The sequence below is a fragment of the Rhodococcus sp. IEGM1428 genome (assembly GCF_050321865.1).
In the GTDB taxonomy this organism is placed as follows: domain Bacteria; phylum Actinomycetota; class Actinomycetes; order Mycobacteriales; family Mycobacteriaceae; genus Rhodococcoides.
On the sequence record NZ_JBNQFW010000001.1, the window covers coordinates 360,579 to 380,833 of the forward strand.

The 20,255-nt window shown below is 62.8% G+C and carries 19 protein-coding genes; 11 read left to right on the plus strand and 8 right to left on the minus strand.

Annotation, left to right across the window (positions count from 1 at the left end; all coding sequences use genetic code 11):
- Positions 1-49 precede the first annotated feature (49 nt).
- The 5 genes from ACQR3T_RS01795 to ACQR3T_RS01815 form a co-directional block, all read right to left on the minus strand.
- Positions 50-1,213, minus strand: a complete 1,164-nt coding sequence (locus ACQR3T_RS01795; RefSeq protein WP_428692358.1) for a Gfo/Idh/MocA family protein — start codon at positions 1,211-1,213, stop codon at positions 50-52.
- 79 nt (positions 1,214-1,292) lie between these two features.
- Positions 1,293-2,111, minus strand: a complete 819-nt coding sequence (locus ACQR3T_RS01800) for an ATP-binding cassette domain-containing protein (RefSeq protein WP_428692359.1) — start codon at positions 2,109-2,111, stop codon at positions 1,293-1,295.
- 3 nt (positions 2,112-2,114) lie between these two features.
- Positions 2,115-3,173 carry an ABC transporter permease gene (locus ACQR3T_RS01805; RefSeq protein WP_057478888.1) on the minus strand — a complete coding sequence of 353 codons (1,059 nt, stop codon included), beginning with the start codon at positions 3,171-3,173 and terminating at the stop codon, positions 2,115-2,117.
- A gap of 66 nt (positions 3,174-3,239) precedes the next feature.
- Entirely contained in the window at positions 3,240-4,274 is a 1,035-nt protein-coding gene (locus tag ACQR3T_RS01810; protein WP_428692360.1) for a substrate-binding domain-containing protein, read from the minus strand.
- Between the two features lie 142 nt (positions 4,275-4,416).
- Positions 4,417-5,451: a Gfo/Idh/MocA family protein gene (locus ACQR3T_RS01815; RefSeq protein ID WP_032378267.1), complete on the minus strand. Its 1,035-nt coding sequence runs from the start codon at positions 5,449-5,451 to the stop codon at positions 4,417-4,419.
- 78 nt (positions 5,452-5,529) lie between these two features.
- Between ACQR3T_RS01815 and ACQR3T_RS01820 the strand changes: the two genes are divergently transcribed.
- Positions 5,530-6,528 (plus strand): Gfo/Idh/MocA family oxidoreductase, encoded by a 999-nt coding sequence (locus ACQR3T_RS01820; RefSeq protein WP_428692361.1) that lies wholly within the window; start codon positions 5,530-5,532, stop codon positions 6,526-6,528.
- Positions 6,529-6,566: 38 nt separating this feature from the next.
- Here ACQR3T_RS01820 and ACQR3T_RS01825 read toward each other — a convergent pair whose 3' ends face one another.
- Positions 6,567-7,337: a GntR family transcriptional regulator gene (locus ACQR3T_RS01825; protein WP_052070270.1), complete on the minus strand. Its 771-nt coding sequence runs from the start codon at positions 7,335-7,337 to the stop codon at positions 6,567-6,569.
- Positions 7,338-7,527: 190 nt separating this feature from the next.
- Here ACQR3T_RS01825 and iolC point away from each other — a divergent pair, with 190 nt between their 5' ends.
- The 8 genes from iolC to ACQR3T_RS01865 are packed head-to-tail and all read left to right on the plus strand — an operon-like array spanning position 7,528 to position 16,680.
- Positions 7,528-8,526, plus strand: a complete 999-nt coding sequence (gene iolC / locus ACQR3T_RS01830) for a 5-dehydro-2-deoxygluconokinase (RefSeq protein WP_428692362.1) — start codon at positions 7,528-7,530, stop codon at positions 8,524-8,526.
- The gene (locus tag ACQR3T_RS01835; RefSeq protein ID WP_032377230.1) at positions 8,519-9,421 is read left to right on the plus strand and encodes a Cgl0159 family (beta/alpha)8-fold protein; all 903 of its coding nucleotides are present in this window, start codon (positions 8,519-8,521) and stop codon (positions 9,419-9,421) included. The genes iolC and ACQR3T_RS01835 overlap by 8 nt, the downstream gene beginning before the upstream one ends.
- Before the next feature lie 3 nt (positions 9,422-9,424).
- Positions 9,425-10,306: a 5-deoxy-glucuronate isomerase gene (gene iolB / locus ACQR3T_RS01840; RefSeq protein WP_428692363.1), complete on the plus strand. Its 882-nt coding sequence runs from the start codon at positions 9,425-9,427 to the stop codon at positions 10,304-10,306.
- The gene (iolD, locus tag ACQR3T_RS01845; RefSeq protein ID WP_428692364.1) at positions 10,303-12,261 is read left to right on the plus strand and encodes a 3D-(3,5/4)-trihydroxycyclohexane-1,2-dione acylhydrolase (decyclizing); all 1,959 of its coding nucleotides are present in this window, start codon (positions 10,303-10,305) and stop codon (positions 12,259-12,261) included. The genes iolB and iolD overlap by 4 nt, the downstream gene beginning before the upstream one ends.
- A 42-nt stretch (positions 12,262-12,303) precedes the next feature.
- Complete coding sequence (locus ACQR3T_RS01850) at positions 12,304-13,227, plus strand: sugar phosphate isomerase/epimerase family protein (RefSeq protein WP_428692365.1); 924 nt, start codon at positions 12,304-12,306, stop codon at positions 13,225-13,227.
- Positions 13,228-13,249: 22 nt separating this feature from the next.
- Entirely contained in the window at positions 13,250-14,284 is a 1,035-nt protein-coding gene (locus tag ACQR3T_RS01855) for a Gfo/Idh/MocA family protein (RefSeq protein WP_032377226.1), read from the plus strand.
- Between the two features lie 5 nt (positions 14,285-14,289).
- Positions 14,290-15,159, plus strand: coding sequence for a sugar phosphate isomerase/epimerase family protein (locus ACQR3T_RS01860; protein WP_032378264.1), 870 nt, complete (start codon positions 14,290-14,292; stop codon positions 15,157-15,159).
- Positions 15,160-15,183: 24 nt separating this feature from the next.
- Complete coding sequence (locus ACQR3T_RS01865) at positions 15,184-16,680, plus strand: CoA-acylating methylmalonate-semialdehyde dehydrogenase (RefSeq protein ID WP_428692366.1); 1,497 nt, start codon at positions 15,184-15,186, stop codon at positions 16,678-16,680.
- A 123-nt stretch (positions 16,681-16,803) separates the two neighbouring features.
- Here the strand turns inward: ACQR3T_RS01865 and ACQR3T_RS01870 are convergent, their stop codons facing one another.
- Positions 16,804-17,160: a universal stress protein gene (locus ACQR3T_RS01870; RefSeq protein WP_428692367.1), complete on the minus strand. Its 357-nt coding sequence runs from the start codon at positions 17,158-17,160 to the stop codon at positions 16,804-16,806.
- 28 nt (positions 17,161-17,188) lie between these two features.
- Entirely contained in the window at positions 17,189-18,664 is a 1,476-nt protein-coding gene (locus ACQR3T_RS01875) for a sugar porter family MFS transporter (protein ID WP_428693031.1), read from the minus strand.
- A 217-nt stretch (positions 18,665-18,881) separates the two neighbouring features.
- Between ACQR3T_RS01875 and ACQR3T_RS01880 the strand changes: the two genes are divergently transcribed.
- Entirely contained in the window at positions 18,882-19,898 is a 1,017-nt protein-coding gene (locus ACQR3T_RS01880) for a LacI family DNA-binding transcriptional regulator (RefSeq protein ID WP_428693032.1), read from the plus strand.
- A 98-nt stretch (positions 19,899-19,996) separates the two neighbouring features.
- Positions 19,997-20,137, plus strand: a complete 141-nt coding sequence (locus tag ACQR3T_RS01885; RefSeq protein WP_176457443.1) for a hypothetical protein — start codon at positions 19,997-19,999, stop codon at positions 20,135-20,137.
- Positions 20,138-20,255: the final 118 nt, after the last annotated feature.

Below are 20,255 nucleotides of genomic sequence, written 5' to 3' on the forward strand. Positions count from 1 at the left end.
CTCGAGTACGAAAGGCGGCGGAGTTCGTTGACACAGATGTTGGCCTCCGTCAGGTGCCAGGCTGGATCCAGCGTCCCGATGCAACCGATTCGGACATCGCATCGAGTACCCCAGCACTGCGGACGGCATCTCGTAGCGTTGCGCCGCAGGGCTTTCCGTCCCTGATCGACTTGAAGAAGCGCATTGCCTCGATGACTTTGAGGTCGTCGTAACCCATGGAAGACGCCGAACCGGGTTGGAATGCGCCGTATTCCCCGTGCGAAGGTCCGACGTAGACAGTGGATGCAGGTTGATCCTGGTATCGGTCACCTGTGCTGAGGGAGAGTTCGCCCAGCCGGCGGAAGTCCCACGACACAGCACCTTTCGTGCCGTGAATCTCGAATCCGTAAGCGTTCTGATCGCCGACGGCCACGCGACTGGCTTCCAGAACGACGCGCGCTCCGCTGTGCAGGCGGAGTTGGCTGCTGACGAAGTCCTCGTTCTCGACGGCCCCGCGTTCACCTCCGACGGCGAGAGCGTGCCCTGTGGCGGACCCGCTCGGCTTCGTTCGCTCGGGGACGAAGATGGCAGTGTCTGCCACCAGGGACTCGATTTCGCCCAGCAGGTAGAAGACCAGATCGGCTCCGTGTGAGGCGAGATCGCCGAGTACGCCGTTACCGCCGCGGGCCCGTTCGAAGCGCCAACTCAACGCTCCGTCGGGATGTGCCGCGTAGTCGCTGAAGAATCGGAAGCGGGCATGGGTGATGGATCCGAGTTCGCCGGATTCGATCAGGGCTTTGGCTTCCTCGACCGCCGGCGCATTGCGGTAATTGAATCCGACGGCCGTCTGCACGCCCGCCTTGTCCGCCGCGAGTGCGACAGCACGCGCATCGCCGGCGGTCAGGCCGACCGGCTTCTCGATCCAGATGTGCTTTCCCGCTTCGACCATTGCGGTTCCGATGGTGCGATGCAGGAAGTTGGGCGCGGTGATCGATACGGCCTCGATCGTGGGTTCGGATTGGATCTCGCGCCAATCGGTGGTGGCCGCCGCGAAGCCGAACTGATCGGCAGCGTCGTCCGCTCGGCCTTCGAGCTCGTCCGCGACCATTGCCAACTCCGGGCGCAGGCCCAGGTCTGGATAGTGTTGCGTCAGCCGAGAATACGCCTGGGTGTGCACCCGTCCCATCCACCCGAAACCAGCTACTCCGACACGAACAGACCGAGTCGATCGCACAACGAAACTCCTTTTCGAAAGATGTGCGGGCCGGTCCTGTCGGACCGGCCCGATACAGCATGTGGGTAACGGACCCGACTTACCGCCGAAGTTCGTGGGTGAGGGTGTCGAGTTCGTCGCCGCCCGCCATTTCCTTCGTGAGGTCGTCGAGTGAGATGTCCTCATAGCTGCAGTCGAGCTTCTGGCGTCCACGGTTGAGTAGGACGAAGTGATCGCCGACCATGTACGCGTGGTGAGGATTGTGGGTGATGAAGACGACGCCGAAGCCCTGTTCCTTGGCTGCGGAGATGTAGCGCAGCACCATTCCCGACTGCTTGACGCCGAGGGCTGCGGTCGGCTCGTCGAGGATCAGAACACGCGCACCGAAGAAGATGGCGCGGGCGATGGCAACACACTGACGCTGACCACCGGAGAGGGAGCCGATGGGTGCATCGACGTCGGGTAGATCGATGCCCATCTTGTGCAGTTCTTCGATGGTCGTCGCGCGCATGGCGTTGGTGTCGAGCGATTTGAACACGCTGCCTTTGCGGAGCTCCTGGCCGAGGAAGAAGTTGCGCCACACCGGCATCAGGCTTACAACGGCGAGGTCCTGATAAACCGTGGCAATGCCGTCGTTCAACGCATCCTTGGGCGAGTCGAACGTGGTCGCTTTCCCGTCGACCAGTAGCTCTCCTTCGCTCTGTTGATGCAAGCCGGCCATGATCTTGATCAACGTGGACTTGCCGGCTCCGTTGTCGCCCAGGACTCCGGTGACCTCACCGGCACCCACGCGTAGGTTGATGCCCTGCAGAGCGATGATGTTGCCGTAGCTCTTTCCCACGTTCTTCAGTTCGATGAGGGGCGTATTCCCTCCGCCTGCGGGTTCGGATTCGATGGGTGTGTCGGCATGAACGGTCATGATTTACCTCTTCGCGGCGTAGGTGCGGAACGAGTTGTTGGCGATGACGGCGAACAGCAGCATCGCGCCGAGGAAGAACTTGAACCAGTCGGGGTTCCAGCCGGCGTAGACGATGCCCTGGTTGGCCATTCCGAAGATGAACGCACCGATGAAAGCACCTATGGCAGTTCCGAACCCGCCGGTGAGCAGGCACCCGCCGATAACCGCGGCGATGATGTAGAGGAACTCGTTGCCGACGCCTTGGCCGGACTGAACGGTGTTGAACGCGAACAGCAGGTGCATACCGACGAACCAGGCGCAGAAGCCGACGAACATGAACAGGCCGATCTTGACCTTCGTCACCGGTACACCGATCGCGCGAGCCGAGTCCTGGTTGCCGCCGACGGCGAAGATCCAGTTGCCGATCCGGGTCTTCATCAGTACCCAGGTGGCTGCGAGAGTGAACACGATCCACCACACGACGGTGATGCGGATGGAGACGCCGAACAGCGAGAACGAGGACGAGAACACCGCTTTGGCGGAATCGAATCCGTCCATGTCCGAGATCGACTGTGTTGCTACCTGTCCGGTCACCAATTTGGTGACGGCGAGGTTGATTCCGGTGAGCATCAAGAAGCTTGCGAGTGTGATCAGGAACGAGGGGATCTTGGTCTTCATCACCAGGTATCCGTTGAGGAACCCGACCGCCAGCGCCAGCACCAACGCCAGCGCCGATCCGATCCACACGTTCAGGTGCAGGTTGTAGGCAATCATCGACGCCATGATGGACGAGAAGGTCACTGCAACCCCGGTGGAGAGGTCGAACTCGCCGCCGATCATCAACAACGACACCCCGATCGCCATGATGCCGATCGTCGACGACGCGTAGAGGACGGTGGCGAGCGCTTCGGGGGAGCGGAACGGTGGTGCGACGATGCAGAAGAACACGAAGATGATGATCGCTCCGAAGAGAGCTCCGATCTCCGGGCGAATCAACAAGCGCTGCAGCGGCTTCTGCTTCTTCACCCGCTCATCGACGACGACAGTGTGTTTGGACAGATCCAGGTCGGCCTGCGTGGACATGGTATTCCTTCCCTGCTGGTGCGACGCTCACCGGCAGCGATGATCGGGTGCCGGTGAGCGTCGGGTTCAGCGAGTACCGTTTGCGGCGTACTCGGCGATGGCGTCGATATTGGTCGAGTCGATGAACGCGGGTCCGGTCAGCACCGGGGTGCCGCCGCCGATGGTGTTGCCGTTGTTGAGGTAGAGCCACAGCGAGTCGATGGCCAGGTAGCCCTGCAGGTACGGCTGCTGATCGATCGCCCACGCCACGTCGCCGGACTTGATCGCATCGACCAGTGCGGCATTGGTGTCGAACGTGACGACGGTGGCGTTGCTGCCGGCGTTGGCCTTGGACTGCACCGCAGTCAGAGCGATCGGGGCTCCGAGTGCGACGATGTGATCGATGGAGGGATCCTGCTGCAGTTTGGCTGTGATCGTGGCCTCCACGGACGGCATGTCCTTGCTGTTGACGTTGAGAATTTCAGTGCTGCCACCGGTGAATCCGGATGTGACTCCGGCGCATCGGGATTCGAGAGCCACCTGGCCCTGCTCCTGGATGATGCAGAGGGTCTTCTTCGCGCCGTCAGCGGTCAGGCGGGCACCTGCGGCCTGGCCGGCGATGGTCTCGTCCTGGCCGAAGTACTGGCCTACTCCCATGTCCTTCCATGAGTCGTATCCGGAGTTGAACGCAACCACCGGAATTCCTGCCGCTTCCGCGGCCTCGACGGAGGGTGCCATGGCGTCGGGCTTGGCCAGCGTCACCGCGATGCCGTCGACCTTCGAGTCGATCGCGCTCTGGACGAGGTTGGCCTGGTTCGGTGCCTCGGGATCTGCGGAGTAGCGCAGTTCGATGTTGTCCTTCGCGGCCGCTGCCTCGGCACCCTTGCGAATCAGATCCCAGAACGTATCGCCTGGGACCTCGTGGGTGATCATCGCTATCGTTGCCTTCGGCGTATCTGCCGTTCCCGCGTTGCTTCCGGAGTCGGACTCCTCGGGAGCACCTCCCGAGGACGAACACGCGGCGACCGATGCCGCCAACGCGACCCCCATCGCCAATGCGATGGTTTTGCGCCCCAGGTTCTTTGGGGACCTGTCCGCTACCGAACCCAGACGAGACGTCATTTTCCAAACATCCTCTCGATGACCAGACGACCCGCTGATGTCGGGCCGGGCGTACTGCCTAAGAAGATGTAATACCGGTCACACCGGAAAGTCAATAGTTTGTCCAGACATTAGGACTGCACAATCTCTGAGTCAGCGGCAATCAGAGAGGAAAATCGATCCTGAGCAGGCGCCGCAACTCGTCGAGGGTCTCGAGGGTGGAGATGGCGTCGATCATTGTGTGGCAAGGGCTTTCGAGCTCTCCGGTGGCGATCCGACGGGCCGCCTCGGCGGCCTCGTACGCAAGTCCGGCGGGGTAGCCGCTGACGTCGTCGACGAACCGAGCCGATCGTCCGTCCCGCAGCGATACCGTGAAGTCTCCCGGTCGGTAGAAGACGTCCGCCGTACGAAGCATTCCCGCCGTGCCGCACATGGAACCGAGGTTCGGTGTGTCGGCCAGGATGGTGGTGTTGAGAACGGCGTGAGCACCTGTCGGCGAGGTCAGGATTGCCGAGATCTGACCGTTCAGCTCCGAGTTCGCCTGCTGTCCCACCGCCGTGACACCGGCAGGCCGGCCCAGCGCCTTCTGGGCGAAGTAAACGACGTATGTTCCCAGATCGAGGAGCGGCCCACCGGCGAGTGCGGGGTCGTAGATTCGATGATCGGTGTCGAAGTTCTCGCCGTGGTCGGCCAGGACGGTACTGATCTCACCGAGCAATCCCTGCGCCAGGATCTGGTCGATCACGTCGAACTTCGGCAGGAATGCAGTCCACATGGCCTCCATTGCGAACAGTCCCGTGGATCGGGCGAGCTCGGCGATGGTGCGAGCCTGGTGGGCGTCGAGGGCGAGGGGCTTCTCCACCACGACGTGTTTACCTGCTTCCAGTGCGAGCGTCGCGTGCTCGAAGTGGAGAGTGTGCGGGGTGGCGATGTACACGACGTCGACATCGGAGCGTGTGACGAGGTCGTCGTAGTTGCCGTGGACGGTCGGGATTCCCCAGTCCGCAGCGAAGGCCGAGCCCCGCTGCGCGTTTCTCGAGGCGACAGCCGTGATCTTCTGAGAAGTGTGGTGGCGCAGTGCCTCTGCGAATCGCGCAGCGATCCATCCCGGACCCAGGATGCCCCACCGAAGGGAGGGCGCATCCATCGGCGGTGCGATGCGCGAGGGTGGAAGTAGTAGTTCTGTGGTCGAAGTCATGCCGGACACCCTAGTATCGCTTGCTGTACATATGTCCGGACATTCGGATGTTTTCATCGAGATCGATAGTGAGGCGCCATGAGCGTGCGCGTAGGAGTCATCGGAGCCGGTGTGATGGGGGCCGACCACATCAGGAATCTGCATTCGGTGGTGTCGGGTGCGACCGTCACGGTCGTGGCCGACGTCGACGCGACCCGCGCGGCCGGTCTGGCTGCTGAGGTCGGTGCGGATGGTGTCACCGACCCGTACGGTCTGATTTCGCGGACGGACGTCGACGCCGTTGTCATCGCCTCCCACGACTCCACCCACGCCGATCTGGTGCTCGCCTGTATCGAGGCCCGCAAGCCTGTCCTGTGTGAAAAGCCGCTCGCAGCGACCGTCGTCGAATGTTCAACGGTGGTGCGAGCCCACGAGGCTGCGATTTCGGGCGGAATTCCCTTGCTCACTGTGGGTTTCATGCGCCGATTCGACCCGGGATACGTCGAGTTGAAGCACACGGTGTCCTCGCGCGCAGTGGGAGACCCGTTGATCGTGCACTGTTCGAGTCGCACGGTCACCTCCGGGCCGGGCGGCGATTCGGAGGGAAGCATCACCGGGTCCGCGATACACGAACTCGATACGGTGCCGTGGTTGCTCGACTCCCCGGTGGTCGAGGTCAGCTGGCATGCCACTCGCGCGAGCAAGCGGATAGAGCATCGCCGCGATCCGCAGTTCATGCTGTTGCGAACCGAGAACGGCGTCCTGACGACCGTGGAATTGTTCCTCAACGCCGGCTACGGGTACGACATCCGCTGCGAGGTGGTCGGCGAAGACGGCGCGAGTCGTCTGGCGGAGCCGGTTCGGACGCTGACCGATCACGCTCTGCGGCACAGTCATTCGTACTCGAAGGACTGGGTGCCTCGCTTTGCCGACGCCTATCGACTCCAGCTGGGCGAGTGGATCGATTCGATCACCGAAGGGCGCACATCCACACTGGCATCGGCGCGTGACGGGCTGCAGGCGAGCGTGGTGGCGCAGGCGTTGATCACCTCGATGCACGGTGGCGGTAGAACAGTCGCGGTCGAGAGTCCTTTCTGACCACGGCGGTTACCGATGTCCTGGTGTGGATCGGTCCTTCAGCGATCGACCAGGGTGGTGTCGAAGTAGTACCGGGACGCCCGGTACACGTGCGCTCCGAACTCGACGACGCTCCCCGAATCGTCGAAAGCAGTGCGGTGCATGGTCAGTAGGGGTGCCTTGTACTTTTCGTCGAGCAGGGCCGCCTCCTCGCGGTCGGCCGCTCGGGCACCGATGCGCTGGCGGGCGAGCCTGATGTGTACTCCTCGCGTACGCAGCGAGGAGTACAGGCCCTGGGTCTCCAGCTCGTCCGGCTCCGGGGCCAGTTCGCTCGGCAGATAATTGACCATGACTGCGAGTGGCTCACCGTTGGTGCTTCGGAGCCTGCGAATGGTGACGACGTCCGTCGTGTCGGAGATGTTCAGTTCCTGTGCGACGTCGTGGGTCGGCGGACCGACCTGGTAGTCGAGGAGGCGGGTTGTCGGATTCTGCCCGGCGCGGGCGAGGTCATCGAACAGGCTGGTGAGCTCGACCGGTCGGTGGACCGGACTCTGAACCACCTGTGTGCCGACGCCCCGCTTACGTACCAGCAGCCCCTTGTCGACGAGTTCTTGTATTGCGCGGCGAGTGGTGGGACGAGACAGGCTCAGTCGTTTGGCAAGAGCCAGTTCGTTCTCGAAGCGTTCTCCCGGCGCGAGGACGCCCTGCAGGATGGCGGATTCGATTGCTTGGGCCAGTTGAAAGTACAGGGGCACCGGACTCGACCGGTTGAGTTCGACGGGCAGTTGAGCCGCCTCGGTTCCAGCCGCCGCTGTGTTCGACGTGGTCACTGGTCTCTCCCGTCTGTCGGTGGGCGCTGTGGGGCACCGGCTTGTACGAAGTCTAGGGGATGGATAACATCACTTGACCGGAAGTAAGAATGTCAGGACAAACTATTGACATTCGTATGTGAGCTCACGCACAGTGGACGCACCGAAGAAACGTGCGGAAGCCCTCACCGAAAACGAACACCTCACACCAATGGAGTCGATCGTGACCACCTCAGCCGACGCGAACACCGCGGCCTTCGACGTCCTCGCCATCGGGCGAAGCGGTGTCGATATCTATCCTCTGCAGACCGGCGTCGGTCTCGAGGAGGTCGACACCTTCGGAAAGTTCCTGGGCGGTAGCGCCGCGAACGTCGCCGTCGCCGCCGCGCGACTGGGCTGCCGTTCGGCGTTGATCTCCGGTGTCGGTAACGACCCCTTCGGCCGATACGTGGCCGCGGAACTGGCCCGGTTGGGCGTCGACAACCGATTTGTCGTCACCGACGACCAGTTCGCGACTCCGGTCACGTTCTGCGAGATCTTCCCGCCCGACGACTTTCCGCTGTACTTCTATCGGAAGCCGTCGGCACCCGACCTCCAGGTCCGTGCGGAGAACATCGACGTCGATGCTGTCCGCAACGCACGCCTGTACTGGTCGACAGTCACCGGTTTGTCCGAAGAACCAAGTCGCAGCGCTCATTTCGCTGCATGGGAGGCCCGAGACCGGGCACCGTTGACCGTGCTGGATCTGGACTACCGGCCGATGTTCTGGGATTCGCCGGCCGCCGCGACGGAGCAGGTGCGCCGGGCGCTCGCACAGGTCACGGTCGCCGTCGGAAACAAGGAAGAGTGCCAGATCGCAGTCGGTGAAACCGACCCGCACAAGGCAGCCGATGCGCTCCTCGATCTCGGGGTCTCCCTCGCCATCGTCAAGATGGGCCCGAAAGGTGTTCTCGGCAAGACCAGAACGCAGACCGTCACCGTGCCACCGAACTTCGTCGACGTGGTCAACGGACTCGGGGCGGGAGACAGCTTCGGCGGTTCGCTGTGCCACGGCTTGCTCGCCGGTTGGCCTCTGGAGAAGATCCTGCGTTACGGCAATGCCGCAGGAGCGATCGTGGCATCGCGCCTCGAATGTTCGACGGCAATGCCCACCGCTACCGAAGTCGCTCTACTCGCCGAACAGACCGCTACGGAGGCTGTCAATGTCTGAGACCACCTTGAGCCCCGCACCCGCGGCCGCCAGTTACGCCGAGGTCACCGCGATTCGCGCCACCGACCCGCAGGCCATCGAACGTGCATGGGCAACTCGTGTCACCCGCCCGACGATCCGCGGCAACGGCCGGCTGATGATCGTTGCTGCCGACCATCCGGCACGGGGAGCACTGTCGGTCGGATCGAACATGACCGCCATGAACAGCCGCACCGAGCTGCTGGACCGGCTTCGCACCGCGCTCGCCAACCCCGGCGTGGACGGTGTACTCGGGTCCGCCGACATCCTGGACGACCTCGTGCTGCTCGGTGCGCTCGAGGACAAGGTGGTCTTCTCTTCGATGAACCGCGGTGGCTTGGCCGGCGCGTCGTTCGAGTTGGACGATCGAATGACCGGTGCCACAGCGGCTTCCACGGCCAAGGCGCGGATGAACGGTGCGAAGATGCTCACCCGGATAGCGCTCGACGATCCGGGCACTCTGGCGACGATGACCGCCTGCGCGCAGGCAATCGACGAACTGGCCGCCGCGAACCTCATCGCCATGGTCGAGCCGTTCCTCTCACGCAGGGTCGAAGGTCGTGTCAAGAACGACTTGAGTACCGACGCGGTCATCAAGTCGATTCACATCACCCAAGGCCTCGGATCCAGCTCGGCCCACACGTGGATGAAGCTTCCCGTCGTGCCCGAGATGGAACGCGTCATGGATGCAACGACGTTCCCGACTCTGCTTCTCGGTGGCGACCCGCAGACCGCTCCGGAGGAGACGTACGCCAGTTGGGCACGCGCGCTGGAGATTCCCGCGGTTCGGGGCCTGATCGTCGGTCGCACGTTGCTCTACCCGCCGGACGGAAACGTCGAAGCTGCTGTCGGTACCGCCGTCGACATGGTGAGGTGAAACATGAACTCCCAGTACTACATCGCTGCCGGTGCAGGTAGCACGAACGGATTCGACGTCGCCGTCACACCCGACAGCGCGGGGTGGACCGAATCGAGCCTGTGGACTATCACGCTCTCTGCCGGTCAGTCGGTGGACCTGAATTCGGGTCCGGACGAGATCATGGTGCTCCCGTTGGCGGGATCGGCATCGGTGACCAGTGCCGGCACCACGTTCGAGCTCACGGGCCGAGCCTCGGTGTTCGACGGCCCGTCCGACTTCGCCTACGTCGGGAGGGATTCGGCGTACTCGGTGGCCAGCGCAGCCGGCGGCCGGTTCGCCCTCTGCGGCGCCCGGGCGAAGAACGAGTTCCCGTTCCGGTATGTGCCGGCTTCGGATATCTCCGTGGAACTTCGCGGCGCAGGAAATTGCAGTCGTCAGGTCCACAATTTCGGAACGGCAGACGCGTTCGAGGCCGACTCGATCATCGCCTGCGAGGTCATCACCCCCGGTGGTAATTGGTCCTCGTATCCCGGCCACAAGCACGACGAGAACACGGCGACCGAATCGGCACTGGAGGAGATCTACTACTTCGAGATCGCCGACGGGCCCCAGGGCACTGCAGGTTTCGGCTACCACCGGGTCTACGGCACCCCGCAGCGACCGATCGAGGTGCTCGAAGAAGTGCGAACCGGAGACGTGGTACTCGTGCCGCATGGCTACCACGGTCCGTCCGTTGCTGCCCCCGGCTACCACATGTATTACCTCAACGTCATGGCCGGACCCGGAGCCGAGCGTGCCTGGAACATCGTCGACGATCCCGAACACACCTGGATTCGCGGCAGCTGGACCGACCAACCGGTCGACCCCCGCCTTCCCCTCCACACCGCACCGACAGGAGCATGACTGTGGTGTCCACAGCGCCGATCTCGGCAAGCAAGAACGACAACGCCGAACCGACAGTGCATCTGACCGTCTCGCAGGCCGTCGTGAAGTTTCTGGCCCACCAGTTCGTCGAGCGCGACGGCGTCCGCACCAAGTTCTTCGCGGGAGCCTTCGGCATCTTCGGTCACGGGAATGTCGCGGGCCTCGGGCAAGCATTGCTCCAGGCCGAGATCGACGCTGTCGAAGCCGGCACCGAACCGGAATTGCCGTACGTACTCGGGCGTAACGAACAAGCCATGGTGCACAGCGCCGTGGCTTATGCGCGCCAGAAAGACCGTCTGCAGGCCTGGGCAGTGACGGCCAGTGTCGGGCCGGGCTCGACCAACATGCTGACCGGCGCAGCTCTGGCCACGATCAACCGTCTTCCTGTATTGCTGCTTCCCGCAGACACTTTCGCGACCCGCGCCAGCGCGCCGGTGCTACAGGAACTCGAGCTCCCGTCGAGCGGCGACGTCACGGTCAACGATGCGTTCAAGCCCCTGTCGCGCTATTTCGACCGGGTGTGGCGCCCCGAGCAGCTGCCGAGCGCTCTGCTCGGGGCGATGCGCGTGCTCACCGATCCGGTCGAGACGGGTGCGGCGACCGTCGCCATCCCGCAGGACGTGCAGGCCGAAGCATTCGACTGGCCGGAATCGTTGTTTGCTCCCCGCACGTGGCACATGGCCCGGCCTGTTCCGGAGAAGTCCGCCGTCGATCGGGCGGCCGAGGTGATTCGCAGTGCGCGGAAGCCGCTGATCGTCGCAGGCGGCGGCGTGATCTATTCGCGTGCAACCGATGCACTTGCCTCGTTCTGCGCAGCGACGGGTATCCCCGTCGGGCAGAGCCAGGCGGGCAAAGGATCGTTGCCGTACGACCACCCGCAATCCGTCGGTGCCGTCGGCTCCACCGGGACGACGGCCGCCAACGCGCTCGCCACCGAAGCCGACGTCGTGATCGGAATCGGTACGCGCTACAGCGATTTCACTACCGCTTCGCGGACCGCGTTCACCAACCCCGACGTGAAGTTCGTCAACATCAACGTGGCCTCGATCGACTCGGTCAAGCAGGGGGGTGTCTCCGTCGTCGCAGATGCCCGCGAGAGCATCGACGCGCTGGCCGAGGCCGTCGGGGACTTCACGGTGTCGGACGACTATCGCAGCAGGGTCGCCGAGCTCGCTCAGGCATGGGACGACACGGTGACGTCGGTGTACGCCATCGAGGATTCGTCCGCACCGCTGAATCAGAACCAGGTCATCGGTCTCGCGAACACCCTGTCCGACCCCCGCGACGTTGTGGTGTGTGCAGCCGGCTCGATGCCGGGTGATCTGCACAAGCTCTGGCGCACAAGGGATGCGAAGGGATATCACGTCGAGTACGGCTTCTCGTGCATGGGCTACGAAGTAGCGGGCGGTATCGGTGCGAAGATGGCCGAGCCCGACCGCGACGTGTTCATCCTGGTGGGCGACGGCTCCTACCTCATGATGGCGACCGAACTGGTCACCGCCGTACAGGAAGGCGTCAAGGTCATCATGATCTTGGTGCAGAACCATGGGTTCGCTTCCATCGGATCGCTGTCGGAGTCACTCGGATCGCAAAGGTTCGGCACCGACTATCGCTACCGCAGCGAAGACGGTCGCCTGGACGGTGGCATCCTGCCCGTCGACCTCGCCGCGAATGCGGCAAGCCTCGGCGTCGACGTCGTCCGCGTGAACAACGGAAACGAGTTCACTGATGCGGTGAAGGCAGCCAAGGCGAGCGAGACGAGCTCGGTCATCCACGTCGAAACCGACCCACTCATCGCTGCACCGGATTCCGAATCCTGGTGGGATGTGCCGGTCAGTGCCACCTCGACCCTCGAGTCGACGAAGACCGCATACGAGACGTACCAGAAGTGGAAGAAGATCCAGCGGCCGTTCCTGCGTCCGTCCGGCCAGTAGTCACACCAGAACATTCGGCATATTTCGAGAGGAACTATTTTCATGAGCGTTATTCGCGTGGGATCGGCACCTGATTCGTGGGGCGTCTGGTTCCCGGAGGACCCGCAGCAGACCCCGTACGGCCGGTTCCTCGACGAGGTGTCCGCATCGGGCTACGAGTGGATCGAGCTCGGGCCGTTCGGATATCTCCCGACCGATCCGCAGAAGCTGTCCGACGAGCTCGCTGCACACAATCTGAAGCTTTCTGCCGGAACCGTTTTCGAGCATCTGCACCAGGACGATTCCTGGGATGCGGTGTGGACTCAGATCGAGGACGTCGCGAAACTGACTGCGGCAGTGGGCGGAAAGCACGTCGTGGTCATTCCCGAGATGTGGCGCGACCCGTCCACCGGTGCGGTGCTCGAAGACCGCACGCTCACCACCGATCAGTGGCGCAAGAAGACCGAGGGCATGAACGAGCTCGGCAAGCGGATGTTCGAGCAGTACGGCGTCAAGGCTCAGTACCACCCGCACGCGGACTCTCACGTCGACACCGAGGAGAACGTCTATCGGTTCCTCGACGGCACGTCGAGCGAGTTCGTTAATCTGTGCCTCGATACCGGCCACATCAGTTACTGCGGCGGAGACAACATCGCCATCATCGAGCGCGCACCGGAGCGCATCGGATACCTGCATCTCAAGCAGGTGGACGAAGCCGTCCGCGCCCGAGTCGAGGCGGAGGACCTGCCGTTCGGCGAGGCCTGCAAGCTCGGCGCGATGACCGAACCGCCCCTGGGCATCCCGGACATGCCGCCACTGCTGTCGACCATCGAGCGTTTGGCCGATGCAGGCAAGCTCACAGCAGACATCTTCGCGATCGTCGAGCAGGACATGTATCCGTGCGAGCCGGACTATCCGCTGCCGATCGCACAGCGCACTCGTAAGTACCTGGGCTCCTGCGGGATCCCGTCCATCCGGTTCAGCTGATACCCGCAAGGAGACTTTTTTCATGACCAACGAACTGCGCATCGCCGTCCTCGGGGTCGGCATGATGGGTGCCGACCACGTCGCTCGCATCTCCTCGAAGATCGCCGGTGCACGCGTTGCCGTCGTCAACGACTACTTCACCGAAAAGGCCGAAGAGCTCGCTGCGTCCATCCCTGGCGCTCGGGTCGTCAACGACCCGATCGACGCCATCGCCGATCCCGAGGTCGATGCCGTGTTGCTCGCGACCCCCGGTCCGACACACGAGAAGCAGCTCCTCGCGTGTCTCGAGTACGGCAAGCCCGTCATGTGCGAGAAGCCGCTGACCACGGACGTCGAAACCTCGCTCGCAGTGGTGAAGGCGGAGGCCGAACTGGGTAAGAAACTCATCCAGGTCGGATTCATGCGCCGCTTCGACAACGAGTACGCAGATCTCAAAGCTTTGATCGACTCCGGAGATATAGGTCGGCCGCTCGTCGTGCACTGCGCACATCGAAACCCGGCGGTGCCGCCGCATTTCGACAGCGCGATGATCGTCAAGGATTCGCTGGTGCACGAAGTCGACGTCACCCGATTCCTGCTCGACGAGGAAATCACGACCGTGCAGATCATCACACCGTCGGCCAACACGAATGCGCCGGCGGGACTGAAGGATCCACAGATCGCCATCTTTACGACCGAGACCGGTCGGCACGTCGACGCGGAGGTGTTCGTGACCACGGGCGTCGCGTACGAGGTCAGGACAGAGGTCGTGGCCGAACGCGGTAGTGCCATGATCGGTCTCGATGTGGGCCTGGTGCGTAGGTCCGCACCCGGAACCTGGGGCGGCACGATCACACCGTCGTTCAAGGAGCGCTTCGGTCAGGCATACGACACGGAAATTCAGCGGTGGGTCGACGCCGTGCGCTCGGGTGCCGAGACCGGCAACTACGTCGACGGTCCCGGCGCATGGGATGGCTATGCTGCAGCAGCTGTGTGCGAGGCCGGAGTGAAGTCGCTCGAGTCGGGTGCTCCCGTGGCCGTGGACATGGTTCCGCGTTCCTCGATCCCGGGCGCGTGAAGCGAATGAAGATCGCTCTCGATCCGACTCCGTTCCATCAGGACTATTCGCTGCTCGAATTGCCGCGTGTGGTAGCCGATCTCGGGTACGAGTGGTTGCAGTTGACGCCGCACGTGGACATGATCCCTTTCTTCAACCATCCGAAAGCCGACGACGATCTCGTCGCGAAGTTCAAGAAGGCGTGTTCCGACGCCGGTGTCGGTATTGCATCGGTACTTCCGGTGCTGCGGTGGTCCGGTCCCGACGAGGATGCGCGTGAGGCTGCAGTTCGATACTGGAAGCGCGCGATTCAGATCACCGTCGACCTCGGTGTGTCGACCATGAACACCGAGTTCAGCGGCCGACCCGAGAAGCCAGAGGAATCCGAACGGGCCTTCTACCGGTCGATGGAGGAACTTGTTCCCATCATCGAACGAGAAGGTCTCGATGTGTTGATCGATCCGCATCCCGACGACTTCGTCGAGGACGGTCTGGCGGCGGTTCGTACCATTCGCGGTATCAACTCGAAGAACATCGGCATGGTGATCGTGGCATGTCACCAGTTCCACATGGGCGGCGATCTCGACGCGATCATGGCGGCGGCGGGCGACATGGTGCGACTGGTGCACGTGGCCGACACGATGGATCATCATCGCTCGCACGGGCTTCGGTACATCACCAATCCTCCGGGCAACGCCGTACGCGTGCATCAGCACCTCAAGATCGGTGACGGCGATGTCGATTGGAACCAGTTCTTCGGCGGCCTCGCCAAGCTCGGCTTCTACGACCGCGACACCGTCATGGTCTCGAGTGTGTTCGCGGAGAACGAGAACGCGCACGAGGTCTCGCGCTATCAGCTCGACACCATTCGGAAGTACGTCTCCGAGCACTCCTGATTTTCACTTACATAGGGACACAACATGACCGACAACGTTATTGCACACTGGGTGGACGGTAAGCCGTTCGCCGGCACGTCCGACAAGACCGCTCCGGTCACCAACCCCGCGACCGGACAGATCACCGGACAGGTAGCGCTGGCCACCGTCGAGGATGCGCGCACGGTCATCGCCTCTGCCGCAGCAGCATTCCCGGCGTGGCGAGACACCTCGCTGGCCAAGCGAACCGCGATCATCTTCAAGTTCCGTGAATTACTCAACGCCAAGAAAGGCGAGCTCGCCGAGATCATCACCGCCGAGCACGGCAAGGTTCTCTCCGACGCACTCGGCGAGATCAGTCGCGGCCAGGAAGTCGTCGAATTCGCCTGTGGCATTCCCCATCTGCTCAACGGCGGCTTCACCGAGAACGCATCGACGAAGGTCGACATCTACTCGATCCGTCAGCCCCTCGGCCCCGTCGGCATCATCAGCCCGTTCAACTTCCCGGCGATGGTCCCGATGTGGTTCTTCCCCATCGCCATCGCCGCAGGCAACACTGTCGTTCTCAAGCCCAGCGAGAAGGATCCGACGGCGTCGCTGTGGATCGCCGCGCTGTGGGAAGAGGCCGGCCTACCTCCCGGTGTCTTCAACGTCCTGCAGGGCGACAAGGTCTCCGTCGACGAACTGCTCGAGAACAAGTCGATCAAGTCGATCAGCTTCGTCGGATCGACACCGATCGCGCAGTACGTCTACTCCACCGGCACCGCGAACGGTAAGCGCGTTCAGGCTCTCGGCGGAGCGAAGAACCATGCGATCGTCCTGCCCGACGCCGATCTGGACCTCGCGGCCGACGCCATGGTCAACGCCGGGTTCGGTTCTGCCGGTGAGCGTTGCATGGCCATCTCCGCGCTGGTGGCTGTCGGGAATATCGCCGACGACCTGGTTGCGAAGATCGTCGAGCGCACCACGCCGCTGGTCACGGGCGACGGAACCACGGGCGCCGATATGGGACCGCTGGTGACCAAGGCGCACCGCGACAAGGTTGCCTCCTACGTCGATGCCGGCGAAGCCGCCGGCGCCACCATCGTCGTCGACGGCCGCACAGTCCAGGCCGACGGCGGCAAGGACGGGTTCTGGTTGGGGCCGACGTTGATCGACAATGTCACCACCGACATGTCCATCTACACCGACGAGATCTTCGGCCCGGTCCTGTCGGTGGTCCGTGTCGATACCTACGACGAGGCACTCGAGCTCATCAACTCGAACCCGTACGGCAACGGCACCGCCATTTTCACCAACGACGGCGGTGCGGCCCGGCGTTTCCAGAACGAGGTCGAGGTCGGCATGATCGGCATCAATGTCCCGATCCCGGTGCCCATGGCGTACTACAGCTTCGGTGGGTGGAAGAACAGTCTGTTCGGTGACACTCACGCCCACGGGATGGAAGGCGTGCACTTCTTCACCCGAGGCAAAGCCGTCACCAGTCGGTGGCTCGATCCGAGCCACGGTGGCATCAACCTCGGCTTTCCAGAAAACGACTGAGACCCGAAACGACTGAGCCCTGAACCGCGAAACCCCCGCTCCCATTGTCGGAGCGGGGGTTTCGCGCTGCGTGGACACATATCGGTGACGGGTCGGATTCAGCGCCGGCACCGTCGGTCGTACTCAGCTGGGTTGGACGCTCAGGACCGGGACGGGCGACATCATCAGCAGACGCTGAGTGATGCTGCCCAGCAACGCTTTGCCGACGCGACTTCGCTTCTTGATTCCGATGACGAGCCGCGTCACTTCGGGATGTGCGTCGATCTCGTCGAGGACCGCCGTTGCTGGGTCGCGGTCTGCGCGTCCGGCACGGTCGATTACCTGCACAGCAAGCCCTGCGTCGAGTTCGCTGACGTCGAGTCCGCCGAGGGTCAAATTAACCACGATCAGTTCGGTGCGCATGGTGCTTGCTTCCTCGGCCGCGACGCGCAGGGCGTGGCGGCCCTCTTCGTTGTCGGTTACTGCAACCAGTATTGCCATATCGTGACGTCCTTTCGTTGCGTTCGGTTCACGAATACTCGCGACGGAATCCGGCCTCTAGCTGTTCGAGTGATTGCCCGCGGGTTTCCGGTACCTGGGTGACGATGAAGATCAGTGCCAGGATTCCGAGCCCGACGAAGATGAAGAAGGTCGGCGCTATCCCCAGCGCCTCGACAACAGGCGGGAATGCGAGCGCAACAAGAGCATTGGCCAACCAGAGCATGAACACGCAGACTCCGATTGCGAAGCTGCGGATCTTGAGGGGGAAGATTTCGGCAAGCATGAGCCATACCAGGGGGCCGATGGTGCCCTGCATGCAGAAGACGAACAAGACGACGAAGACGAGGATGAAGTACGCCTTGGCAGTGCCGTCCGGCAGTAGTAGCGCGGACAGCCCGACGAGGAGGTGGAAGAAGGTCGTCAGCCCGAAGCCGGCGATGAGCATCGTCCGGCGGTTCACCTTGTTCATGATGAGCAAACCCACAGTGATGCCGAGAACGCTGAACAACCCGTTGAGCGTGTTGGCGATGATTGCCGCGCTGTCGGAGAAGCCGGCATCGCTGAGCAGCTGTGTGCCGTAGTACATGACCGAGTTGATCCCGGTGAACTGCTGAAAGACGCCGAGGCCGACGCCGATGAAGATCAGCCGTCGGATCCAGCGGACGGACAGGTCTGCGGCACCTCCGGTCTGGGAGAGTCTCTCTTCTTCGGCCAGAGCGTGTACTTCGGCCATTTCGGCCACCGCGCGTTCGTCGGTCCGCACCTGCTTCAGCACTGCTAGTGCCTCGTCGTCGCGACCCTGCAGCACGAGCCAGCGCGGACTCTCGGGCATGCGCAGCATGCCGACGAACAGCGCGATCGCGGGAAAGAGTGCGACCACGAGCATGTAGCGCCACACCGACTCGTGGTCACCCCAGATATTGAAAATGATGGCATTGATGATGAAGGCCGCGAACTGGCCGCTCACGATCATGACCTCGTTGCGGGTGACCAGAGATCCGCGTCGTTCGGCAGGTGCAACTTCGGAGAGGTAGACCGGAACGGTGGCGGACGCGCCACCGACTGCAAGACCGAGGACGAATCGGAATACCGCGAGCACCTCCCACGAGGGGGCAAGCACACACCCGATCGTGCCGAGAGCGAAGACGCCGGAGAGCAACAAGATGTTGTGGCGTCGCCCGTATTTGTCGGACAGACGCCCTCCCACCAGGGCGCCGATCGCGGCACCGAAGATGAGAATGCTGACGACGAGACCCTCGGTGAACGACGTGAGCCCCAGGTCGTCCTTCATCGGTTCGAGCGCACCGTTGATGACACCGGTGTCGTAGCCGAACAGCAGGCCGCCGAACGTCGCGACGACTGCGATGACGCCCAGTCGTCGGGAATGCGTGCCCGGGGTGTCGGGCGGGAGCGCACTCCGTGAGGTTGGTTGAGCTGAAGACATCTGTTTCTCATCCTCCGATACCCGGGGTTGGCGATGGGCTAGAGCAGAATCTCTATGTATGTATGTCTTAACATACTGACGTTGAAATGAGAAGTGGGTCACATGGCGTTACCTGCTGAGCTCCCGGTCGAACGCACAACGATCGAGAGCGCTCGGAGGTACGGTTTGTCGACGCCGTCCGGGTTCGCGAGAGTGGGAGTCAGTGACTGGAAGTGATCAGGGCGATCGACGGTCTGACGCGGATTCTCGCGGCAGAGCGCGAGTGCGAAAGCCCACGATGGACGACATTGCCGTCCGGGCGGGGGTGTCACGCACGCTTGTATCGTTCGTTCTCGGAGGTAAGGCCGGTGCGGGGGAGCGAACGCGAGAGCGCGTCCTTCGAATCGCCGATGAACTCGGATACAAACCCGACGCCACCGCTCAGCTGTTGGCCCGCGGACGCAGTCGAACCATCGGAGTTCTGGTCGACGTCGAGCAGCCGTTCCAAGCTCAGTTGGTGAAGCGAATCTATCCGGTCGCGAAAGCCGCGGGTTACGAGGTTTTGCTGTCCGCCAGCGCACCGGGGCGCGACGAAGTGGCTGCCGTCGAATCTCTGATCGGCCACCGATGCGAAGGACTGATCCTTCTCGGCCCGAGTTCGGAACAATCGTACTTCGAGGAGTTGGAAGAGCGCGCCGTCGTAGTCGTCGTGGCAAAACCGTTGTCTCGAAGCAGCTTCGACAGCGTGCGCAGCGCAGACGACAGCGGTGTTCGGCAATCCGTCGACCATCTGATCGAACTGGGGCACCGCGAGATCTATCACATCGACGGGGGATCCGGCGCGGGATCAGCGATCAGAAGCGCCGCTTATCGTGGCGCGATGGATCGACAGAACCTGGGCGATCGAATTCGAGTGATCGCCGGAGCACATGATGAGGCGTCGGGAGTTGCGGCAGGACATCTCATGCTCGACGAAGGCACTTTGCCGACGGCGGTTCTTGCGGGCAACGACCGCTGCGCGCTGGGCCTCATGGATGCACTCGACCGCGCCGGAATCGATGTTCCCGGGGATGTGTCGATCGTCGGGTACGACGACAGCGACCTCGCGCGGCTGTCTCGGATCGATCTGACGACTGTGCGACAGAACGTCGATGCTCTGGCCGAGAACGCCGTGGCGTTCGCGGTGACACGCCTGGAGAACGGCTCCGCGCCGGCGTCCGAGATGATCGTCGAACCGCATCTCATCGTGCGCGGAAGCACCGGACCCGTGCGTTCTGCCGAGCGAGTTGACGCCTTGAAGCGAAGGGGTTTGTAACCGAACTGTTGACTTCGGCCTGTGATGTAGCCCATAGTTAGTTCTACTAACGCGCTTAAGTAACTGCGTCTCATGACGCACTGGAACTGGGAGATCAGATGTCGAACTTCGTCGAGGCCGGCGGTACCGCAGTGAAGTCGGCTGCCGCTGCAATTGCGTTCGCTGTGATGCTGTTCGTGTTGATTCTCGGGTTCGTCGCCTCCGGAATCATCGGCGCTGCAGGGTCTATCAGGAATTGAGAACGTTGTCGCCGGCGTAGGCAAGGTCGGCGCGGGTCGCACGTGGGCACCGCCAGGAATGAATTCGGGTTTTCGATCATCGGTACGCTACACAACCGCCGAGACCGGTCTCGTGTGG